The sequence below is a fragment of the Nocardioides marinquilinus genome, from assembly GCF_039543705.1.
Taxonomy (GTDB): Bacteria; Actinomycetota; Actinomycetes; order Propionibacteriales; family Nocardioidaceae; genus Nocardioides; species Nocardioides marinquilinus.
The window spans coordinates 293,118-311,690 of the sequence record NZ_BAABKG010000001.1; the positions used below are offsets into that span (position 1 = coordinate 293,118).

16 protein-coding genes and 1 tRNA gene are annotated in these 18,573 nt (G+C 73.1%); 7 read left to right on the forward strand and 10 right to left on the reverse strand.

Features of this window, described 5'->3' with window-relative positions; translation table 11 throughout:
* Positions 1-31: 31 nt before the first annotated feature.
* The 4 genes from ABEA04_RS01410 to ABEA04_RS01425 are packed head-to-tail and all read right to left on the reverse strand — an operon-like array spanning position 32 to position 3,103.
* Positions 32-1,105, reverse strand: coding sequence for a sulfate/molybdate ABC transporter ATP-binding protein (locus tag ABEA04_RS01410; protein WP_345453685.1), 1,074 nt, complete (start codon positions 1,103-1,105; stop codon positions 32-34).
* On the reverse strand, positions 1,102-1,890 hold the full coding sequence (locus ABEA04_RS01415) for an ABC transporter permease (protein ID WP_345453688.1): 789 nt from the start codon (positions 1,888-1,890) through the stop codon (positions 1,102-1,104). Before ABEA04_RS01415 ends, ABEA04_RS01410 begins: the two co-directional genes overlap by 4 nt.
* 9 nt (positions 1,891-1,899) lie before the next feature.
* A complete protein-coding gene (gene modA, locus ABEA04_RS01420; protein ID WP_345453691.1) occupies positions 1,900-2,667 on the reverse strand; it encodes a molybdate ABC transporter substrate-binding protein in 768 nt (255 codons plus the stop codon).
* A gap of 34 nt (positions 2,668-2,701) precedes the next feature.
* Positions 2,702-3,103, reverse strand: a complete 402-nt coding sequence (locus ABEA04_RS01425; protein WP_425576976.1) for a TOBE domain-containing protein — start codon at positions 3,101-3,103, stop codon at positions 2,702-2,704.
* 200 nt (positions 3,104-3,303) lie between these two features.
* Here ABEA04_RS01425 and ABEA04_RS01430 point away from each other — a divergent pair, with 200 nt between their 5' ends.
* Positions 3,304-4,620 (forward strand): choice-of-anchor P family protein, encoded by a 1,317-nt coding sequence (locus ABEA04_RS01430; RefSeq protein WP_345453694.1) that lies wholly within the window; start codon positions 3,304-3,306, stop codon positions 4,618-4,620.
* On the opposite strand, the gene ABEA04_RS01435 is transcribed toward ABEA04_RS01430, so the two are convergent.
* Complete coding sequence (locus ABEA04_RS01435; RefSeq protein ID WP_345453697.1) at positions 4,617-5,399, reverse strand: nucleotidyltransferase domain-containing protein; 783 nt, start codon at positions 5,397-5,399, stop codon at positions 4,617-4,619. The two genes, ABEA04_RS01430 and ABEA04_RS01435, sit on opposite strands and share 4 nt — an antisense overlap.
* Before the next feature lie 108 nt (positions 5,400-5,507).
* Here ABEA04_RS01435 and ABEA04_RS01440 point away from each other — a divergent pair, with 108 nt between their 5' ends.
* The gene (locus ABEA04_RS01440) at positions 5,508-8,069 is read left to right on the forward strand and encodes a hypothetical protein (protein WP_345453700.1); all 2,562 of its coding nucleotides are present in this window, start codon (positions 5,508-5,510) and stop codon (positions 8,067-8,069) included.
* 100 nt (positions 8,070-8,169) lie between these two features.
* The gene (locus tag ABEA04_RS01445) at positions 8,170-11,532 is read left to right on the forward strand and encodes a heterodisulfide reductase-related iron-sulfur binding cluster (RefSeq protein WP_345453703.1); all 3,363 of its coding nucleotides are present in this window, start codon (positions 8,170-8,172) and stop codon (positions 11,530-11,532) included.
* A 569-nt stretch (positions 11,533-12,101) separates the two neighbouring features.
* On the opposite strand, the gene ABEA04_RS01450 is transcribed toward ABEA04_RS01445, so the two are convergent.
* On the reverse strand, positions 12,102-12,344 hold the full coding sequence (locus tag ABEA04_RS01450; protein WP_345455603.1) for a hypothetical protein: 243 nt from the start codon (positions 12,342-12,344) through the stop codon (positions 12,102-12,104).
* A gap of 45 nt (positions 12,345-12,389) precedes the next feature.
* Positions 12,390-14,144, reverse strand: a complete 1,755-nt coding sequence (locus ABEA04_RS01455; protein ID WP_345453706.1) for a sodium:solute symporter family protein — start codon at positions 14,142-14,144, stop codon at positions 12,390-12,392.
* A 209-nt stretch (positions 14,145-14,353) separates the two neighbouring features.
* Here ABEA04_RS01455 and ABEA04_RS01460 point away from each other — a divergent pair, with 209 nt between their 5' ends.
* The 3 genes from ABEA04_RS01460 to ABEA04_RS01470 all read left to right on the forward strand — a co-directional run bounded on the left by ABEA04_RS01460 (position 14,354) and on the right by ABEA04_RS01470 (position 16,112).
* Positions 14,354-14,929 (forward strand): pilus assembly protein HicB, encoded by a 576-nt coding sequence (locus ABEA04_RS01460; protein WP_345453709.1) that lies wholly within the window; start codon positions 14,354-14,356, stop codon positions 14,927-14,929.
* A 120-nt stretch (positions 14,930-15,049) separates the two neighbouring features.
* The gene (locus ABEA04_RS01465; RefSeq protein ID WP_345453712.1) at positions 15,050-15,880 is read left to right on the forward strand and encodes a DUF4097 family beta strand repeat-containing protein; all 831 of its coding nucleotides are present in this window, start codon (positions 15,050-15,052) and stop codon (positions 15,878-15,880) included.
* Positions 15,881-15,950: 70 nt separating this feature from the next.
* Positions 15,951-16,112 (forward strand): hypothetical protein, encoded by a 162-nt coding sequence (locus ABEA04_RS01470; protein ID WP_345453715.1) that lies wholly within the window; start codon positions 15,951-15,953, stop codon positions 16,110-16,112.
* 24 nt (positions 16,113-16,136) lie between these two features.
* On the opposite strand, the gene ABEA04_RS01475 is transcribed toward ABEA04_RS01470, so the two are convergent.
* Entirely contained in the window at positions 16,137-16,781 is a 645-nt protein-coding gene (locus ABEA04_RS01475) for an SHOCT domain-containing protein (protein WP_345453717.1), read from the reverse strand.
* Between the two features lie 36 nt (positions 16,782-16,817).
* Positions 16,818-17,393, reverse strand: a complete 576-nt coding sequence (dcd, locus tag ABEA04_RS01480; RefSeq protein ID WP_345453720.1) for a dCTP deaminase — start codon at positions 17,391-17,393, stop codon at positions 16,818-16,820.
* A gap of 251 nt (positions 17,394-17,644) precedes the next feature.
* Between dcd and ABEA04_RS01485 the strand changes: the two genes are divergently transcribed.
* Positions 17,645-17,720, forward strand: a tRNA-Gly gene (locus ABEA04_RS01485).
* Between the two features lie 40 nt (positions 17,721-17,760).
* Here the strand turns inward: ABEA04_RS01485 and ABEA04_RS01490 are convergent.
* Complete coding sequence (locus tag ABEA04_RS01490) at positions 17,761-18,567, reverse strand: hypothetical protein (protein WP_345453723.1); 807 nt, start codon at positions 18,565-18,567, stop codon at positions 17,761-17,763.
* Positions 18,568-18,573 lie beyond the last annotated feature (6 nt).

Below are 18,573 nucleotides of genomic sequence, written 5' to 3' on the forward strand. Positions count from 1 at the left end.
CGCCGCCGGGCACGCGGCCGGGGTTCGCGCCTCACAGTCCGTAGACCGACACCTCGGTCGCCTTGACGCTGAACGTGACCGCGAGGCCGGGCACCAGGTCGAGCTCGGCCACCGACTGCGGCGTGACGTCGGCACGCAGCTCGACGTCGCCGTCCGTGCCGTCGGCCCGGCCCCGCACCCGGACGACGTCGCCCACCGGCTCGAGGTCGGTGACGGTCACGGCGAACGCGTTGCGCGGGCTGCCGGCCGGCGGCTCGCGGAAGACGGCCACCGCCTGCGGGCGGAACGTGGCCACCGCCTCCTCGCCCGCGGCGGGCGTCGGGCCGACGCTCTGCCCCCGCACGGCGAGACCGGCCGAGCGGACGGCGTCGTCGTCCCACCGCCCGCGCACCAGGTTCAGCCCGGCCAGCCGCGCGGCGAACCCGCTGCGCGGGTGCGTCAGGACGTCGCTGCTCGGCCCGGCCTCGACGACCCGACCGGCCTCGAGGACGACGACCCGGTCGGCCAGCAGCAGCGCGTCGAGCACGTCGTGGGTCACGACCACGGCGGTGCGGTCGGCCAGCACCCGCCGCAGCACCTGTCGCAGCGCGGGCGCGACGGCGACGTCGAGGGCGGCCATCGGCTCGTCGAGCAGCAGCAGCCGCGGGTCGGCGGCGAGCGCGCGGGCCACCGCGACCCGTTGCGCCTGTCCGCCCGACAGCTGCGCCGGACGCCGGTCGGCCAGGTCGTCGACGCCGACCTCGGCCAGCCACCGCTCGGCCGTCCGCCGGGCCTCGCGCCGCGGGGCGCCGAGGCTGCGCGGGCCGAAGGCGACGTTCTCGCGGGCGGTCAGGTGCGGGAAGAGCAGCGGGTCCTGGGCGAGCAGCGCCACGCCGCGACGGTGCGGGGCGACGTCCACGGTGGCCCCGTCGCCGACGGAGGTCAGCACCCGGTCGCCGAGCAGCACCCGGCCGGCGTCGGGGCGCAGCAGGCCGGCGGTCACCGCGAGCACCGTCGACTTGCCGGCGCCGTTGGGGCCGAGCAGGGCCACCGTCTCGCCGTCGGCGACCTCGAAGGCCACCTCGACGTCGCGCTCGCGCACCACCACGTCGAACGACAGGGTCACAGCGACCCCCGGCCCGGCCGCGCCACGCCGATCACGACGATCGCGACGACCACCAGCACGAGCGCGAGCGCGACGGCGGCGTCGGGGTCCTCGACGCGCTGCAGGTAGATCTCGGTGGGCAGCGTGCGGGTGACGCCCTCCTTGCTGCCGGCGAAGGTGACGGTGGCGCCGAACTCGCCGAGCGCCCGCGCGAAGGCCAGCACGGCGCCCGAGAGCAGGCCGGGCAGCACCATCGGCACCGTGATGCGCCGCAGCACGGTGGTGGGGGAGGCGCCGAGCGTGCTGGCGACCACCTCGTAGCGGCGCCCGGCCGTGCGCAGCGCGCCCTCGAGGCTCACCACCAGGAACGGCAGCGAGACGAACGTCTGGGCCAGCACCACCGCGATCGTGGTGTAGGCGATGTCGACGCCCCACGCCTCGAGCGACTCACCGACCAGCCCGCGGCGTCCGAACGTGTAGAGCAGGGCCAGCCCGCCCACCACCGGCGGCAGCACGAGCGGCAGCAGCACCAGCGAGCGCAGCACGCCGAGCCACCGGCCCTGCGACCGCGCCAGGACGACGGCCATCGGCACGCCCAGCAGCAGACAGAGAGCCGTGCTCACCGACGACGTCCGCAGGCTCAGCAGCAGCGCCTGCCGCGACGACTCGCTCGTCACCAGCGGCCAGAACTGACCCCAGTCGACCCGGCTGACGATGCCCGCGAGCGGCAGCACGACCACGACGACGCCGAGCAGCGCGGGCACGAACACCCAGGCGGGCAGCCCCGTCGTCCTCTGGCGCGCCACGGGCGAACGTTACGGGGCGCCGAAGCCGGCGTCGGCCAGCACCTGCTGGCCCTCCTCGCTCAGCACGAGGTCGACGAACTCCTGGGCCAGCTCGGGGTCGGCGGCGTCGTCGAGGGCGACGATGGGGTAGCGGTTCACGACCTCCTGCGCCTGCGGGAACTCGACCCCCGTGACGTCGTCACCCGCCGCGATCACGTCGGTGCGGTAGACGACCCCGGCGTCGGCCTGGCCGGCGACGACCTGGCCGATGACGTCGGTGACCGAGTCGGCCTCGCTGACCGGGTCGAGCGTCACCCCGACGAGCTCGGCCATGCTCTGGGTGGCGGCGCCGCAGGGCACCTCGGGCGCGCAGACCACCAGGTCGACGTCGGGGCCGGCGAGGTCCTCGAACGACTGGACGCCGGCCGGGTTGTCGGGCGGGACGGCGATCTCGAGGGTGTTGCTGGCGAACAGCTGCGGGTCGTCGGCCTGCAGGTCGGCGTCGGTCAGCTTGGTCATGTTGGCCTCGTCGGCCGAGGCGAACACGTCGCCGTCGGCCCCCTCGACCAGCTGCGTGACGAGGTCGGAGGAGCCGCCGAGCTCGAGGTCGACCGTGACGCCCTCGTGGTCGGCCTCGAAGTCGTCCTTCAACTGCTCGAAGGCCTTCGTGAGCGACGCCGCGGCGTAGACCGTCACGGTCTGGTCGCCGTCGTCGCCACCCCCGTCGTCCCCGCCGCAGGCGGCCAGGCCCGCCGAGAGCAGGACGGCGATCGGCAGGGCGAGCAGGGTGCGGTACATGGTCGTGCCTCTCCGGTCAGGGGGGTCAGGGGGTTCAGGGGGTCTCGACGACGACGTTGGTGGCCTTCACCGTGGCGACGGCCCGTGAGCCGGGCTCGAGGCCCAGCTCGTCGACGGCCTCGGCGCTCAGCAGCGAGACCATGCGGAACGGGCCGCAGACCAGGTCGACCTGCGCCATGACGCCGTCCTTGCGCACCGAGGTGACGATGCCGACGAGCCGGTTGCGGGCGCTGACGTGCCCGGCGCGGGCCGCGCGGTCGGGGTCCTCGGCGAGCGACTGCGCCAGGCGCGCGAGGTCGACGCCCGCGATCGTCGTCCGGCCGGGGCCGCGGTGGGCGGGCAGACGGCCGGCCTCGATCCAGCGGCGGACCGTGTCGTCGCTGACGCCCAGCAGTCCGGCCGCCTCGGTGACGAAGTAGGTGGACACGTCACGCATGTTGCCGCATCTGCGGGTGCTTGTCTCGGTACCGGCCGCAGATGCGAGGTGGGGGTCGTCCTTAGGGGTGAATAGTTGGACGCCCAGGTTCATCGACGGGACTTCGGGGCACTCGCCTCGTTGACTGGTCTCAAAGGCAACTTGCCACAACATTCCCCCCACGGGCGCTCGGGCCCACCTGTCTGTTGGAGGTACGTCCCATGCGTCGCATGCTCGTCCCCGCCGTCCTGGCCATCGGTGCGCTCTGCGCCGGTCAGGCGGCAGCACCCGTCCCGGTCTCGGCCAGCACGGCCGGCACCACGTCCACCACGTCCAGCAAATTCAGCACCGTCACCAGCGAGCGCTCCCCGGCCATGGTCCGGGTGCCGTTCGCGGTCTCGGCGGCCGCCTTCGGCACCCGCGCCAGCGGAGGCCAGTTGCCGCTCAACTCCGACGACACCGCCTTCCAGGTCATGGGTTGCACCAACCTGGTCGGGCAGAGCCGTCGCAACTTCGTCGCCAACCAGCGCATCCCCGGGCTCGGTCGCGCCGAGGGCGTCACGACCCGCGTGTGGTCGGTCAAGAGCGGCAGGACCGTCTCGTCGTACTCGACCCACTCGATCGCCAAGCTCGTGCTCGCCGACACCCCGCTCGGCAGCCTCGAGATCCGCGGCATCAACTCGGTCAGCCGGGCCTTCAACCAGGCCGGCACGTTCAAGGCCACCACCGAGACCTCGATCGGCAAGATCGTCGTGAAGCCGGTCGGTGCCCCGGCCCAGGTCGTGCCGATCCCCACGCCCGACCAGCCCATCGAGATCCCGGGCCTGGCCACGATCTCCATCGGCTCCTCGACCCGCAAGGTCACCAAGGACGGCGCCGAGGCCGCCGCCAACGCCATCGACATCCGCGTGCTGCCGCTGGGCACCCGCGCCCGGGTGGCCCACACCCAGGCGGCCATCACCGGGGGCGTCGGGCGCGGCGTCTTCAAGGGCTACTCCGCCGGCGTCGTGGCCCGTGCCCTCGACGACAACACCAAGGTCGGCCGACTGCCGCTCTCGCTGATGCCGTGCCAGGGCACCGGCGGCAAGACCCAGGGCAAGGACATCGCCAGGCTCGACCTCGACCAGCTCGTCGTCTCCGGGGTCTCGACCTCGCAGCGCACCCAGCGAACGTCGACCGCCGTCCAGGGCCTCGAGCGGGGCCGCGTCGCCCGCGTCACCCTCGGTGACGGCCGGGTCGCCATCGGCGCCATCGTCGGCCAGGTCAACGTCCGTCGCACCAGCAAGGGCGTCACGAGCGACATCAAGGGCACCACGGTCGGCAAGATCGTCGTCGACGGCCAGGTGCGCGCCATCCCGAAGAACAAGCCGCTCGAGATCCCCGGCCTGGTGCGCATCGAGGACCGCGTGCGCACCAAGGTGCGCAACGGGCTCAAGGTCTCCGCGCTGAGGATCACCCTGCTCGACGGCACCGGTGCCGTGGTCGACCTCGGCGTGGCCGAGCTGGCCATCCGACCGGGAGTCGGCAAGCGGCGCTAACCTCCAGACGTTGCTGCAGGCGGCTCGCCCGTCGCGCGGTAACCCCCCCACCGGCGCCCGCCGACCAGACCGAGGATGTCGTCGCACTCCCCGATCAGGCGGCGGGCGTTGGGGTGCCCGGGGGCCGTCGCCTCGGCGAGCGCCCGGTGCAACGACGCCGTGTGATCGGTGCCGAGGTCGGCGTCCAGGGCGACCGCCTCGCGCGCCAGCCACTTGCCGCTGCCCCACCAGCGGCCGTGCACGACCAGCAGCAGCTCGAGCGCCGCGGTCCAGGCGGCGACGGCGGTGGCCGCGACCTCGACCCCGGGGCCTCCGCCCGCGAGGTCGTCGAGCTGGTCGGTGAGCGCGTAGCGGCGGGCCTCGAGCGCGGCGGCGTCGAGGTCGGGCGGGCCGGCGTCCAGCACGGCGCGGCAGTGCTGCTCGAGCGCCTCGACGTCCGCGCCCCCGCCGAGCAGCCGCACGCCCTCGCCCACCAGCCGCGCCATGGTCGGACGCCGTCGCCACGTGTCCTTCGCGACGTAGTGGCGCACCGAGGCGTCGACGTGCACGAACAGCTCGACCGGCCGGCCGTCGTGGTGGAGCGACTCGCGGTACACCGAGCCCGGGCCCGCGCGGGCGGCGTCCAGCAGCACCGTGACGTCGAGGTCGGACGTCGGCGTCGTCGTCCCGGACGCCGTCGAGCCACCGAGCCAGGCGGCGCGCGCGTCGGGGTGGCGGGCGAGCGCGAGACCGCGCGCGATCGAGACCGCCTCGTCGAGGGGGCGGCGGCTGTCGGTCATCCGTCCTAGTGTGTCGCAGGCATCGTGTCGCAGGTCACACGCGCGGCGGCACGGTACACGGCACCATCGCACCACCGTCACAGCACACGTCACAGCATGGGAGTGCCCGTGAGCGAGACCGTCCGCCTCCACCGCCGGCTCGCCGGCGCCCTCTCCACGGCCCTGCTGGTGGTCGTCGTCGCCCTGGCGCTGCCCACGTCCGCCGGCGAGCGCACCGCCTCGCTGCGCGAGACGAACGAGCAGAGCAAGGCCGCGGCCGGCATCCCGCACACCGACCCGCCCGGCACGCCCGCCCACACCCACGACCCGCGCTTCAAGAACGCGCTGGCCCGCAGCGGTGAGACCGGAGCGTTGACGCGCGACCCCACCACGGCCCGACAGGCCCGGCGCAGCGCGGCCTACGTGGCCCGGCAGCGCCGCCTGCCCGACCCGCGGCTGACCACCGTGCCGGCGCGACCGACCCGCACCGCCGTCCCGCAGACGCGCTACGCGATGGCGGGCGGCTGCTACACGCTCACCGCGCCGTCCGGGTCGGTGCTCGCCCTCGCCGGCGACACCGTCCGCCCGGCGCGCGACGCCGGCCGTGCGGTGCGGGTGCGCTTCCAGGCCACCCAGCTCGGTCGCTACCTGCTCTACGTCGAGGGACGACGGTTCGTCGCCGGCCGGGCCGCGGGCCAGGGCCTCGGGCTCGACGAGCGCCCGAGCCGGTCGACGGTGTGGACCGTGACCCGGCGCGAGGGTCGCTTCGTCCTCCGCACCGCCGGCGGCCGGTCGCTCGCGCTGCGTGACGGGCGGCTGGTGCTGGCGGGTGCGCCCACCCGGTTCGCCCTGCGCCAGCGCGGCCCGTGCGTGCGCTACCCCGAGGCCCAGGTCGACGTCGTCGGCGCGCCGCACGCGGGCGTCAGCTCGTTCCAGGAGGTGCGCGGGTTCGTCGACGCGCACACGCACGGCATGGCCTTCGAGTTCCTCGGCGGCTCGGTGCACTGCGGCCGGCCCTGGCACCCCTTCGGCGTCGAGTACGCGCTGGTCGACTGTCCCGACCACACGCTCACCGGGGGGCAGGGCGCCGTCCTCGAGTCGTTCCTCTCCGGTGAGCTCGGGCACGACCCGGTCGGCTGGCCGACGTTCCGCGACTGGCCGGCGCCGAACTCGCTGACCCACGAGGGCACCTACTACCGCTGGATGGAGCGGGCCTGGCGCGGCGGCGAGCGGCTGTTCGTCAACCTGCTGGTCGAGAACAACAAGCTGTGCGAGATCTACCCGCTCAAGCGCAACAGCTGCGACGACATGGACTCGATCCGGCTGCAGGCCAAGGACATGTACCGGTTCCAGAACTACGTCGACGCGCAGTTCGGCGGGCCGGGCAAGGGCTTCTACCGCATCGTGCGCAACCCGTTCGAGGCCCGCCGGGTCATCAACCAGGGCAAGCTCGCGGTGGTCATGGGCATCGAGACCAGCGTGCCGTTCGGCTGCACCTTCAAGGCGCTGCCCGGGGGCGACGTCCCCGAGTGCACCCGGGCCGACATCACTCGCCAGATCGGGCAGATGCACCGCATCGGCGTCCGCCAGATGGAGCTGGTCAACAAGTTCGACAACGCGCTCGGCGGCGTCGCCGGCGACGAGGGCACCACGGGGGTCGCGGTCAACGCGGCCAACTTCCTCCAGACCGGCAGCTTCTGGGACATGCGCACCTGCACGCCCGCCACCACCGAGAACTCCGACCGCACGCAGTTCGCGGCGCCGAACGCGGTGCCCGGCCAGGACGCGATCTTCGGGGCCATCGGCACCCTGTTCGGCGGGCTGCTGCCGGCGGTGCCGCTCTACCCGCCGCCCAACCACTGCAACGCCCGCGGGCTCACCTCGCTCGGCGAGCACACCGTGCGCGAGCTCGCCCGCCGCGACATGCTCTTCGACCCCGACCACCTCAGCGTCAAGGCCCGGCGCTCGGCCATGGACGTCGTCGAGCGGCTCGACTACCCCGGCGTCCTGTCGAGCCACTCCTGGTCGACGCCCGACACCTACCCGCGCATCTACCGCTCCGGCGGGTTCGTGACGCCGTACGCCGGCGACTCCACCGGCTTCGTCGACAAGTGGCGTCGCCACGTCGGCTGGGCCGACCCGCGCTACTACTGGGGCATCGGCTTCGGTGCCGACATCAACGGCCTGGGCGCCCAGGGCGACCCGCGCGGCGCCGACGTCCGCAACAAGGTGACCTACCCCTTCAGGGGCATCAACGGCGTCACGATCAAGCGGCAGCGGGCCGGGCAGCGGGTCTACGACATCAACAAGGACGGCGTCGCGCAGTACGGCCTCTACCCCGACTGGATCCAGGACCTCACCAAGGTCGCGGGCGCCCGGCAGCGCGGCGCCGGGCGGGCTATCTTCGCCGACATGACCCGCGGGCCCGAGGCCTACCTGCAGATGTGGGAGCGCGCCGAGGGCATCGCGCCCGACTCGTGCCGCAACCCCGGGCTGCGGCGCACGGTCGCCCAGGTGCGGCGCCTGGTGCGGCCGGGCCTGACCACCGAGCAGGTGATGCGCCGGGTGGGCCAGCCGTTCCAGCGCCTCGGCACCACCTACGGCGTGTGCGCGCGCACGCAGAGCCGCGACCGCGTGATGGTGACGATCGCCTTCACCCGAGGCGGCCGGGTGACCGCGGTACGTACCTGAGGCCCGCACCGAAGTTACCTACGGGTAGATTCGCCGCACGCGTCGGGTGACGCCCCGCAGCGGCGGGCACCCCTAGGCTCGACGCGCATCGAGCGCGGAGGTGGAGTACGAGATGGCGCTGTGGGTCGTGATCGTCGGACTGCTGGGCACGGTGGTGGCGCTGGCCTTGGCCGGCCGCCGGGTCTGGTACCTGTTCCGCCTCATCAGCAGCGGCCAGCCCGCGCCCGACCGCGTCGCCGGCGTCACCGGCCGCCTCGGGCGCGCGGTGATGACGCAGGTGGTCGAGGTCTTCGGGCAGCGCAAGCTGCTGAAGTGGTCGGTGCCCGGCGTCGCGCACGCCTTCGTGTTCTGGGCCTTCCTCATCCTCGGCACGGTCTACCTCGAGGCCTACGGCATCCTCATCTCGCGCAACGAGGAGTGGCACATCCCGCTCGTCGGCCAGTGGGAGGTGCTGGGCTTCGCCCAGGACACCATCGCGCTGCTCGCCCTGGTCGGCATCGGCATGTTCGCCGCCATCCGGCTGCGCGAGGCGCCGTCCCGGCTCGGACGCCGCTCGCGCTTCTCCTACTCCCACCTCGGTGGCGCGTGGGTCGTGCTGTTCATGATCTTCAACGTCATCTGGACGCTGTTCCTCTTCCGGGGCGCCGCGGCCGCCGAGGGGCACCTGCCCTACGACACCGGCGCCTACGTCTCGCAGGCGCTCGGCAACGTGCTGCCGGCGTCCGAGACGCTCGAGGCCGTCGGCCTGCTGCTGCACATCGGCGTCATGCTCGTCTTCCTCGTGCAGGTCGTGAACTCCAAGCACCTGCACATCTTCGTGGCGCCGCTGAACGTGCTGTTCTCGCGACGGCCGAAGGCGCTGGGCGCGGTCAAGCCGATGATGACCGACGGCAAGCCGCTGACCCTCGACGACCTCGACGACCTCGACGAGGACGCCAAGCTCGGCGTCGGCTCGGTCGAGGACTTCACGTGGAAGGGCCTGCTCGACTTCGCGACCTGCACCGAGTGCGGCCGCTGCCAGTCGCAGTGCCCGGCGTGGAACACCGAGAAGCCGCTCTCGCCGAAGATGCTGATCCTCAACCTGCGCGACCACGCCTTCGGGGCCGGTCCGGCGCTGCTGGCGAACGGGTCGGGGTCGAACGGCGTCCCCGAGGCCGCGAAGGCCGAGGCGGCGCGCCCGCTGGTCGGCGAGACCGAGGGCTACGCCTGGGAGCCCACCGGCGGCGCGGTCATCGACACCGACGTGCTGTGGTCGTGCGTGACCTGCGGCGCGTGCGTCGAGCAGTGCCCGGTCGACATCGAGCACGTCGACCACATCGTCGACATGCGCCGCTACCAGGTGCTGGTCGAGAACAGCTTCCCGCCCGAGCTCAACCAGCTCTTCAAGGGCATGGAGAACAAGGGCAACCCGTGGAACATGTCGGCCACGGCCCGCCTCGACTGGGCCAAGGACCTGCCGTTCGAGGTCAAGGTCGTCGGCGAGGACATCGAGAGCCTCGACGAGGTCGAGTGGCTGTTCTGGGTCGGCTGCGCCGGCGCCTACGAGGACCGCGCCAAGAAGACCACCCGCGCCGTCGCCGAGCTGCTCGACCTGGCCGGTGTGAGCTTCGGCGTCCTCGGCAACGGCGAGACCTGCACCGGTGACTCCGCGCGCCGCGCCGGCAACGAGTTCGTCTTCCAGGGGCTGGCCGCGCAGAACGTCGAGGTGCTCACCGAGGCCAAGGCCAAGAAGGTCGTCAGCACCTGCGCCCACTGCTTCAACACGCTGAAGAACGAGTACAGCGAGCTCGGCATCGAGCTCGAGGTGGTGCACCACACCCAGCTGCTCAACCGGCTGGTGCGCGAGGGCAAGCTCACCCCCGTCAGCGACGGCGCGGGCGCCCACAAGCGCTCGATCACCTACCACGACCCCTGCTACATCGGCCGCCACAACGGCGTCTACTCGCCGCCGCGCGAGCTGCTGCAGGTGCTGCCCGGCGCGTCGTTCGTCGAGATGGAGCGCAACAGCGAGCGGTCCTTCTGCTGCGGCGCCGGCGGCGCGCGCATGTGGATGGAGGAGAACATCGGTTCGCGCATCAACGTGAACCGCACCACCGAGGCCGTCGAGACCGGCGCCGACCAGATCGCCGTCGGCTGCCCCTTCTGCCGCGTGATGCTCAGCGACGGCCTGACGATGAAGCAGTCCGAGGGCGAGGCGCGCGAGGAGGTCGAGGTGCTCGACGTCGCGCAGATGCTCCTCGCCTCGGTCAAGGGCGAGCAGGCCACCCGGATGGCGCCCGGTCAGTCCGCCGCCGCGTCGAACGGCGCGGCCGGCGGCGTCGACGTCGCCACCAAGGCCGAGCCCGAGGCCGGCGACGCCACCATCACCGACGACACCGTCGTGGCCACCGAGGACGCCGGCCCCGCGGCCAAGGCGTCCGGCGGCACCTCGCTCTTCGACACCCCCGTCGACGAGCCGCCCGCCACCACCGACCCCGAGAAGCCGGCGACCGAGGAGGCGAAGGCGGCCCAGCCCGCGTCGTCCGGTGGCTCGCTGTTCGACCTCGGGGGTGGGGACGACGCCCCCGCCCCCTCCTCCACGGAGCCCGGGCCCGCCGCGGACCCTGAGCCTGTCGGAGGGACGTCCGGTGGGTCGCTGTTCGACCTCGGGTCGGACGACGCCCCCGAGCCCGCCGCGGACCCCGAGCCTGTCGAAGGGAAGTCCGGTGGGTCGCTGTTCGACCTCGGGTCGGACGACGCCCCCGAGCCCGCCGCGGACCCCGAGCCCACCACGGACCCTGAGCCCGAGGCGAGCACGGAGCCCACCACGGACCCTGAGCCTGTCGAAGGGACCCCGACCGCCGACCTCGGTGGCGGTGGGTCGCTGTTCGACATCCCGGCAACCCCCGAGCCCGAGGCGGCCACGGAGCCCGAGACCACCACGGACCCCGAGCCCGAGACCACCACGGACCCTGAGCCTGTCGAAGGGACGCCCGCACCCACGCCGGTCGCGGACCTCGGCAGAGGTGGGTCGCTGTTCGACATCGCCGCGCCCGAGCCGGCCTCTGCGCCCGAGCCCACGCCCGCGCCGGCGGCCGAGCCGGCCACCGCTCCGGAGCCGGCTGCGGATGAGGCGGCCCCGACCGCGGCGCTCGGCAGCGGCGGCGGCTCGCTGTTCGACATCGCCGCCCCCGACAACGTCGGGAGCAGCACCTCGGCCGACCCTGAGCCCGAGGCGACCACGGACCCCGAGCCCAAGCCGACCACGGACCCCGAGCCCGAGGCCTCCACGGACCCTGAGCCTGTCGAAGGGAACGCCGAGCCGACTCCCGAGCCCGAGCCGACCACGGACCCTGAGCCTGTCGAAGGGACCCAGACGTCGCCGGAGCCCGACGAGGGGAACTTCGAGCCCAGCAACGGCCCCTCCCACCAGCCCCGCACCGACGTCGACATCACCCAGAGCAGCTCACTGTTCGACCTCTGACCCGCCGGCCCGGGCCCGACCCGGTGGGCGGTGCGTGAGCCACGCATTCGCGACGTCGAACGGTGGCTGGTGCACCGCCACCCTGGCGCGACCCGGGGGAGCGGTGAGCTAGTGACCGAACCGGGGCCGGGAACGGTCACCAGGTCACCGCCGCCCAGGCTCGACCCGGGGGAGCGGTGAGCCAGTGACCGAACCGGGGCCGGGAACGGTAACCAGGTCACCGCCGTCCAGGCTCGGCTCGGGGGAGCGGTGGGCCAGTGACCGAACGGGGCCCGGGAACGGTCACCAGGTCACCGCCGCCCAGGCTCGACCCGGGGGAGCGGTGAGCCAGTGACCGAACCGGGGCCGGGAACGGTCACCAGGTCACCGCCGTCCAGGCTCGGCTCGGGGGAGCGGTGAGCCAGTGACCGAACGGGGCCCGGGAACGGTAACCAGGTCACCGCCGCCCAGGCTCGACCCGGGGGAGCGGTGAGCCAGTGACCGAACCGGGGCCGGGAACGGTAACCAGGTCACCGCCACCCCGACCGCAACCCAGACACGACCCGACCGAACCGGCCGGGCACGCACCCTCACGCCGGGTTGTCGGGCTGCATCTCCTCGGGCCGGGTGGTGGTCTCGGGGACGACGGTGGGGCGCAGGCGCGCCCAGGCGAGGAAGCCGACGCCGACGACCAGGAGGGCGAGTCCGGCCCAGAGGTTGGCGTTGACGCCGTCCGACTTCTCACCGCCCTCGTCGCCCGCGACGATCCGCGTGACGACGAGGATGACGCCGTACAGGCCCAGCAGGGCGCCGATGACGTTGCGGATGTCCAGGGCTCCCGCGGTGTGCTGCTCAGCCATGTCGCTCGCTCCGTCCGGTCAGAAGGCGATGTTGAGGGCGATGGTCAGCACCAGGGCGATGCCGGCCAGGGGAAGGGTGCGGCGCCACCACGGGTAGGACGCCTCGTTCTCGTCGAGGAGGTCCTCCTTCGGTGTCTCCGAGTAGACCAGGCCGCGCAGCTCGGAGGCCGGCTTCGGCTCGGTGACCAGCGAGACCGCGACGCTCAGCACGATGTCGACGACGAACGCGACGCCCGCGGCGAGGAAGGCCGCGCCCTGGCCGCCGATGCCGATCACGCCGAAGCTCCACGACCCGAAGGCGTCCTCGCTGAGGAACGCGACGGCCACGGCTGAGAGGGTGCCGGCGACCAGGCCGACCCAGCCGGCGGTCGGCGTCATCCGCTTCCAGAACATGCCGAGGATGAAGGTGGCGAACAGCGGGGCGTTGAAGAACCCGAACAGCACCTGCAGGTAGTCCATGATGTTCTGGAAGTTCGAGGCCAGCCCGGCGGTCCCGATGGCGATGACGGTGGCCCCGACGGTGGCGAAGCGGCCGATGCGCACGTAGTAGTCGTCGTCGCGCTCCGGGACGACGTAGCGCTCCCAGAGGTCGACGCTGAAGACGGTGTTGAACGCCGAGATGTTGGCCGCCATGCCGGCCATGAAGGCCGCCATGAGGCCGGCGATGGCGATGCCGAGCAGGCCGTTGGGCAGCACGTCGCGCATCAGGTAGAGCAGGGAGTCGTTGTACTTCACGCCCTCGCCCGACGACCCGCCCGGCACCTCGCCGCCGCCCTTGACGGTGGCGATCTCGGACACCACGACCGCGGCGATCATGCCGGGCACGATGGTGATGAACGGGACGAACATCTTCGGGAAGGCGCCGATGATCGGGGTCTTGCGGGCCGAGCTGATCGAGTCCGACGCCATGGCCCGCTGCACCTCGACGAAGTTCGTCGTCCAGTAGCCGAACGAGAGCACGAAGCCGAGGCCGAAGACGATGCCGATCACCGAGAGCAGGTCGTTGCTGAAGCCCGACAGCGCGTTGCCCGGCCACGACGACAGCTGGTCGCCCACCGTCGCGGCGGTCTGACCGGTGTCGGGGTCGACGCCGGGCGCGATCTTGTCCTTCAGCCCGCTCCAGCCGCCGACCTGGTGCAGGCCGATCAGGGTGAGCGGCAGCAGCGCGGCGACGATGACGAAGAACTGCAGCACCTCGTTGTAGATCGCCGCCGAGAGGCCGCCGAGGGTGATGTAGGCCAGCACGATCACCGCGGCCACGACCAGGGCTACCAGCAGCGGCCAGCCGAGCAGGGCCCGGATGATCGAGCCGAGCAGGAACAGGTTGATGCCGGCGATGAGCAGCTGGGCGACCGCGAACGACGACGCGTTGACGAGGTGGGCGGGCTTGCCGAAGCGCCGGAGCATGAACTCCGGCACCGAGCGCACCTTCGAGCCGTAGTAGAACGGCATCATCACCACGCCGAGGAACAGCATGGCCGGGATGGCGCCGACCCAGAAGTAGTGGACGGCGGGCAGCCCGAACTGCGCCCCGTTGGCCGACATGCCCATGATCTCGACGGCGCCGAGGTTGGCCGAGACGAAGGCCAGGCCGGTCACCCAGGCCGGGAGCGAGCGCCCGGAGAGGAAGAAGTCGACGGAGTCGCTGATCTGGCGCCGGGCCATGATCCCGATGCCGAGCACGAAGGCGAAGTAGAGCGCGACGATCAGGTAGTCGACGAACGCGGCGTCGATGATCGTCTCGGAGGCGAGGACAACGGGCGCAGCGGTCATCGGCGACCTCTCGGGGGGTGGTGGACAGCCTCTGCAATCTAGGGACGGGCGCGACCCCCGCATTCACCCCTCCGGCCGTACCGGAGCCCGGCGGACGTCGTCCTGACGCCGCTCTGACGCTCCTCTGACGCCGCTCTGATGTCGGCTTGACGCCACATGACATCACATCGGGCTTGACATGACGTCACAGTGACGTCAGAGTGATGCACATGGACATCACGCCGTACGTCGACCACCTCCGCCGCGACCTCACGGCCGCCGCCGAGGGTGCCGGTGACGAGCTGCGCGCCGCCGCCGAGCGGCTCGGCTTCGCCCTCGACCCCGCCGCGCGGCTGGCGCTCATGGAGGCGATCAGCCAGGCCTGCGCCGAGATCACCGCCGAGATGCCGGCCGGCAACGTCGACGTCCGGCTCGACGGCCGCGACCTCGCCTTCGTGGTCGACGCCCCGGCCGCGCTCCCCGCCCCGCCGGCCCCGCCTGCGCCCCCCGCGCCCCCCGCGCCGCCCTCGGTCGAGGAGACCGAGGAGGGCGGCCTGGCCCGCATCACGCTCCGGCTGCCCGAGTCGGTCAAGGGCCGCGCCGAGGACGCCGCCGCCGCGGCCGGCCAGTCGCTCAACACCTGGCTGGTCAGCGTCGTCCGCTCCGCCACGCGTAATGGCGACGAGGCCGCCATCAACGTCGACATCGACCTCTCGAGCCTGCCGTTCTTCGGCGGGCAGAGCCCCTTCCCCGACCGTCGCAACCGCGGCAGCGGCGGCGGACGCCGGATGACCGGCTGGGTCTGACCGGCCCCGCACCACCCACCGTCCCTCCACCCGACCACCCGGGACCGGCGCCAGGCCGGCCCCGCGGACCAGCACACCCACTGCAACCCCACTGCACCCCACGCACCGAGGAGAACCACCATGGCCGACCACGCCGAGCACCACTTCGAGACCCACCAGCCCGTCGAGCTCTACGTCGAGAGCGGCAAGGGCGACGTCGAGATCACCGCCGCCGAGACCACCGAGACCACCGTCGAGATCAGCGGCACCGACGCCGACGACGTCGTCGTCGACCTCGCCGGCTCCCGCCTCACGGTGATCGCCCCCAAGCACCGCAACCTGCTCGGCGGCGACCGTAGCCTCGACATCAGCGTCCGGCTGCCCCTCCGCAGCGACGTCGAGACCAAGCTCGGCAGCGCCGACCTGCGGGTCGACGGCCTGGTCGGCAACCTGCGCGCCCGCAGCGGCTCCGGCGAGGTCACCCTGCAGCACGTCGGTGGCGCCTGCCTGGTCGAGACCGGGTCCGGCGACACCGAGATCGAGCGGGTCGACGGCTCGCTGCGGGTCAAGAGCGGGTCGGGGGACGTCGAGGTCGGCCACGCCGGCGCCGAGGTCACGGTCTCCACCGGCAGCGGCGACGTCGCGCTCGGCGAGACCGGCGGGCCCACCGCGGTCAAGACCGGGTCGGGCGACCTCAAGGTCGGCACCGCCCGCACCGACGTCGGCCTCTCCACCGGCAGCGGCGACCTCGAGATCGGGTCGGTCTCGGCCGGCCGGGTGCAGGTCAAGGGCGCCTCGGGCGACGTGCGCGTCGGCGTCCCGGCCGGCGTCCCCGTCTGGACCGACGTCTCCACCGTCTCCGGCCGGATCCACTCCACGCTCGAGGGTGCCGGCAAGCCCGAGCCCGGTGCCGACTACGTCGAGCTGCGGGTCAAGACCGTCAGTGGCGACGTCGATCTGGCCCAGGTCTGACCGTCACCACAGCACTCCACCAGCCAACACCCAGCACCCCGTCACACCCCACCGGAACAGGAGCCCCGCCATGATCGATCCCGCCGAGCTGCACGCCTACGAGCTGCGCCGCTGCCACACCCAGCCCACCCCGCTCGACCGCGTCCAGGGCGAGGCACCCCGCCCCGGCCGCGCCCGCCGCCGTCGGCGCGTCGGCCGCGGCCGTCGCGTCAGCGACCGCCTCGACGGCTGAGCCCCTCGGGCACCGCCCCGTCGGTCAGATCTCGGCCAGGATGCGGGCGCGCGCGGCGTCGTACTCCTCGCGCGTGAGCAAGTCGCGGTGCATCAGGTCGTCGAGCTCGGCCAGCCGCTCGGCCCTCGGACGCGCCGGCGCAGCGCCGGACCCGTCCGCCGCGCGGCGCGCGAGCCCGGCCGTCGCCTGCCAGTCGACGTCGAAGTCGTCGGTCGTCGGGTCGAGGTGCACCACCACGTCACGGCCGTCGATCAGCGCGAGCCGGGTCTGCGGCACGACCACCCGCCGGTGCAGCCGGCGCTCCGACTCGTCGGGCAGGTGGGCGCGCAGCCGCAGCCACACCACCGGGTCGTCGTTGATCGAGATGCCGGTCCGGTCGACCGAGACCAGCTCGGCCCGCACCCGCAGCCCGAACTGCCCCAGTCGGTGGCGCCGTCGGGCGGCCCGCGTCGTCGCGACCGCGACGACCGCCGCCAGCACGACGTCCAGCACGGTGATCGCGATGCCCCACCCGAGCATCCAGCCGGTGTCGGGCAGGTCGAGGATGACGTAGAGCCCGAGGAAGAGCGGCCCGACGATGCCGAAGACCAGCATCATCGCCAGCATCTTCGCGAACGTGCGCGGCAGCGACGGCGGCCGCTCGACCGCCCGACCCGTGCCCCGGCCCATGGGCGGAGTGTAGGACCGCCGGAGCGGCCCGCACCCTCAGATCTCGGTGCGGTGGAAGTTCTGGAACGAGCGGGACGGCGTCGGGCCGCGCTGGCCCTGGTAGCGCGAGCCGTACTTCGCCGACCCGTAGGGGTGCTCCGACGGCGAGGAGAGCCGGAAGAAGCAGAACTGGCCGATCTTCATGCCCGGGTAGAGCTTGATCGGCAGCGTGGCGACGTTGGCCAGCTCGAGCGTCACGTGGCCCGAGAACCCCGGGTCGACGAACCCGGCCGTGGCGTGGGTCAGCAGCCCGAGCCGCCCCAGCGACGACTTGCCCTCCACGCGCGCCGCGATGTCGTCGGGCAGGGTGACGACCTCGTAGGTCGAGCCCAGCACGAACTCGCCCGGGTGCAGCACGAACGCGTCGTCCCCCTCGGGCTCGATCATCCGCGTCAGGTCGCTCTGGTCGGCCGCCGGGTCGATGTGCGGGTAGCGGTGGTTCTCGAAGACCCGGAAGAACCGGTCGAGCCGGACGTCGACCGACGACGGCTGCAGCATCTGCGGCTGCCACGGGTCGAGCGCGACCCGGCCCGCGTCGATCTCGGCGAGGATGTCGCGGTCGCTGAGCAGCACCCCGGCACCCTATCGGCGCAAGGCTGGCCCGCGGGCGCCGTCCGGGCTCTGCCCCACCCGCCCCGCAGTACCGAAGAGCTCGGGTCCGCAGGGCGGGCGGTGTGGGGGGAGAGGGAGCAATCGCCCACACCGTCTCTCCGGCGCTCGCCTGCCTGTTCACCCCATCGGGTGCAGCTTCGCCCGCCTCGTCACCGCCCGCCGCGCCCCGGCCACCCGCCCCGGCGCATGCGTCGGCTAGCATCGCCCGCACTGCGGATGTAGCTCAGCTGGTAGAGCGCGACCTTCCCAAGGTCGATGTCGCGAGTTCGAATCTCGTCATCCGCTCCACGTCGTCCGCCACGTCATCTGCCACGTCATTCGCGCTGCCTCAGTCGGCGACGGCGTAGTACCCGTGACGGACCTTCACCGGCATGCCGGCGGCCTCGAGCAGCTCGGCGTCGGTGACCCCGAGCCGGTCCGGGCGACCCGGGACGTGCAGCGACAGGCCGCGCTCGCTGTGGCACGCGCCGACCTCAGTCCAGGGCTCGTCGCGCTCGTCGAGGAAGTCGGTGAGCCGGTCGATCGCGCGGTGGAAGTCGGACTGCGAGTAGGGGCGCGGCACGATGCGGACCTCGACCCCGTTCGGTCGGACGCCGGCCAGTCGTCGCACCTGCCGGGGGACCGGCGCCCTCCACGTCATCACCACGGCCGTCCCGTCGACCCAGATCGCCAGGCCGCCCCGGCCGGGCACCCCTCGCGTGCGGCGCATGACGTCGTTGACCACCGGGTCGAGGAAGCGCGAGACCGCCACGCCCATGCGCATGCTCGGCGGGAAGTCGCTGAGCCAGCCGCCGGTCCACGAGATCACGTGGTCGACCCGCGGCAGCGCGGACGTCGCGGCGTCGACGTCGCCGCTGACGAGGGCGAGGACCCCGAGGTGGGTCGGACGCACGCGGCGCACGGTCCAGCCGTCGCCCTCGCGACCGCGCACGCGCTCGGCCACCCGCTGCTGCCGGGCCGCCGCCGGCAGCGGGCGCGGCGGCCCCCACCGGTCGCCGGCGCACGCGAAGCGCTGCCCGCCGGACGACGGGGGTGCCACGGCCTGGGCGCTCGTGCTCGGGGCCACGACGGTCGGTCCGACCGTCGTCACGACCACGCTGACCAGACCGGCGCAGCGCGCCACCCACCGCTTCATCGCGCC

What these genes read in the sequence shown, in the direction of transcription:
- modA (WP_345453691.1), bottom strand. Translation starts at nt 2,667, where the DNA reads ATGTACCGCACCCTGCTCGCCCTGCCGATCGCCGTCCTGCTCTCGGCG.
- ABEA04_RS01425 (WP_425576976.1), bottom strand. Translation starts at nt 3,103, where the DNA reads ATGCGTGACGTGTCCACCTACTTCGTCACCGAGGCGGCCGGACTGCTG.
- ABEA04_RS01430 (WP_345453694.1), top strand. Translation starts at nt 3,304, where the DNA reads ATGCGTCGCATGCTCGTCCCCGCCGTCCTGGCCATCGGTGCGCTCTGC.
- ABEA04_RS01435 (WP_345453697.1), bottom strand. Translation starts at nt 5,399, where the DNA reads ATGACCGACAGCCGCCGCCCCCTCGACGAGGCGGTCTCGATCGCGCGC.
- ABEA04_RS01455 (WP_345453706.1), bottom strand. Translation starts at nt 14,144, where the DNA reads ATGACCGCTGCGCCCGTTGTCCTCGCCTCCGAGACGATCATCGACGCC.
- ABEA04_RS01460 (WP_345453709.1), top strand. Translation starts at nt 14,354, where the DNA reads ATGGACATCACGCCGTACGTCGACCACCTCCGCCGCGACCTCACGGCC.
- ABEA04_RS01465 (WP_345453712.1), top strand. Translation starts at nt 15,050, where the DNA reads ATGGCCGACCACGCCGAGCACCACTTCGAGACCCACCAGCCCGTCGAG.
- ABEA04_RS01470 (WP_345453715.1), top strand. Translation starts at nt 15,951, where the DNA reads ATGATCGATCCCGCCGAGCTGCACGCCTACGAGCTGCGCCGCTGCCAC.
- ABEA04_RS01475 (WP_345453717.1), bottom strand. Translation starts at nt 16,781, where the DNA reads ATGGGCCGGGGCACGGGTCGGGCGGTCGAGCGGCCGCCGTCGCTGCCG.
- ABEA04_RS01490 (WP_345453723.1), bottom strand. Translation starts at nt 18,567, where the DNA reads ATGAAGCGGTGGGTGGCGCGCTGCGCCGGTCTGGTCAGCGTGGTCGTG.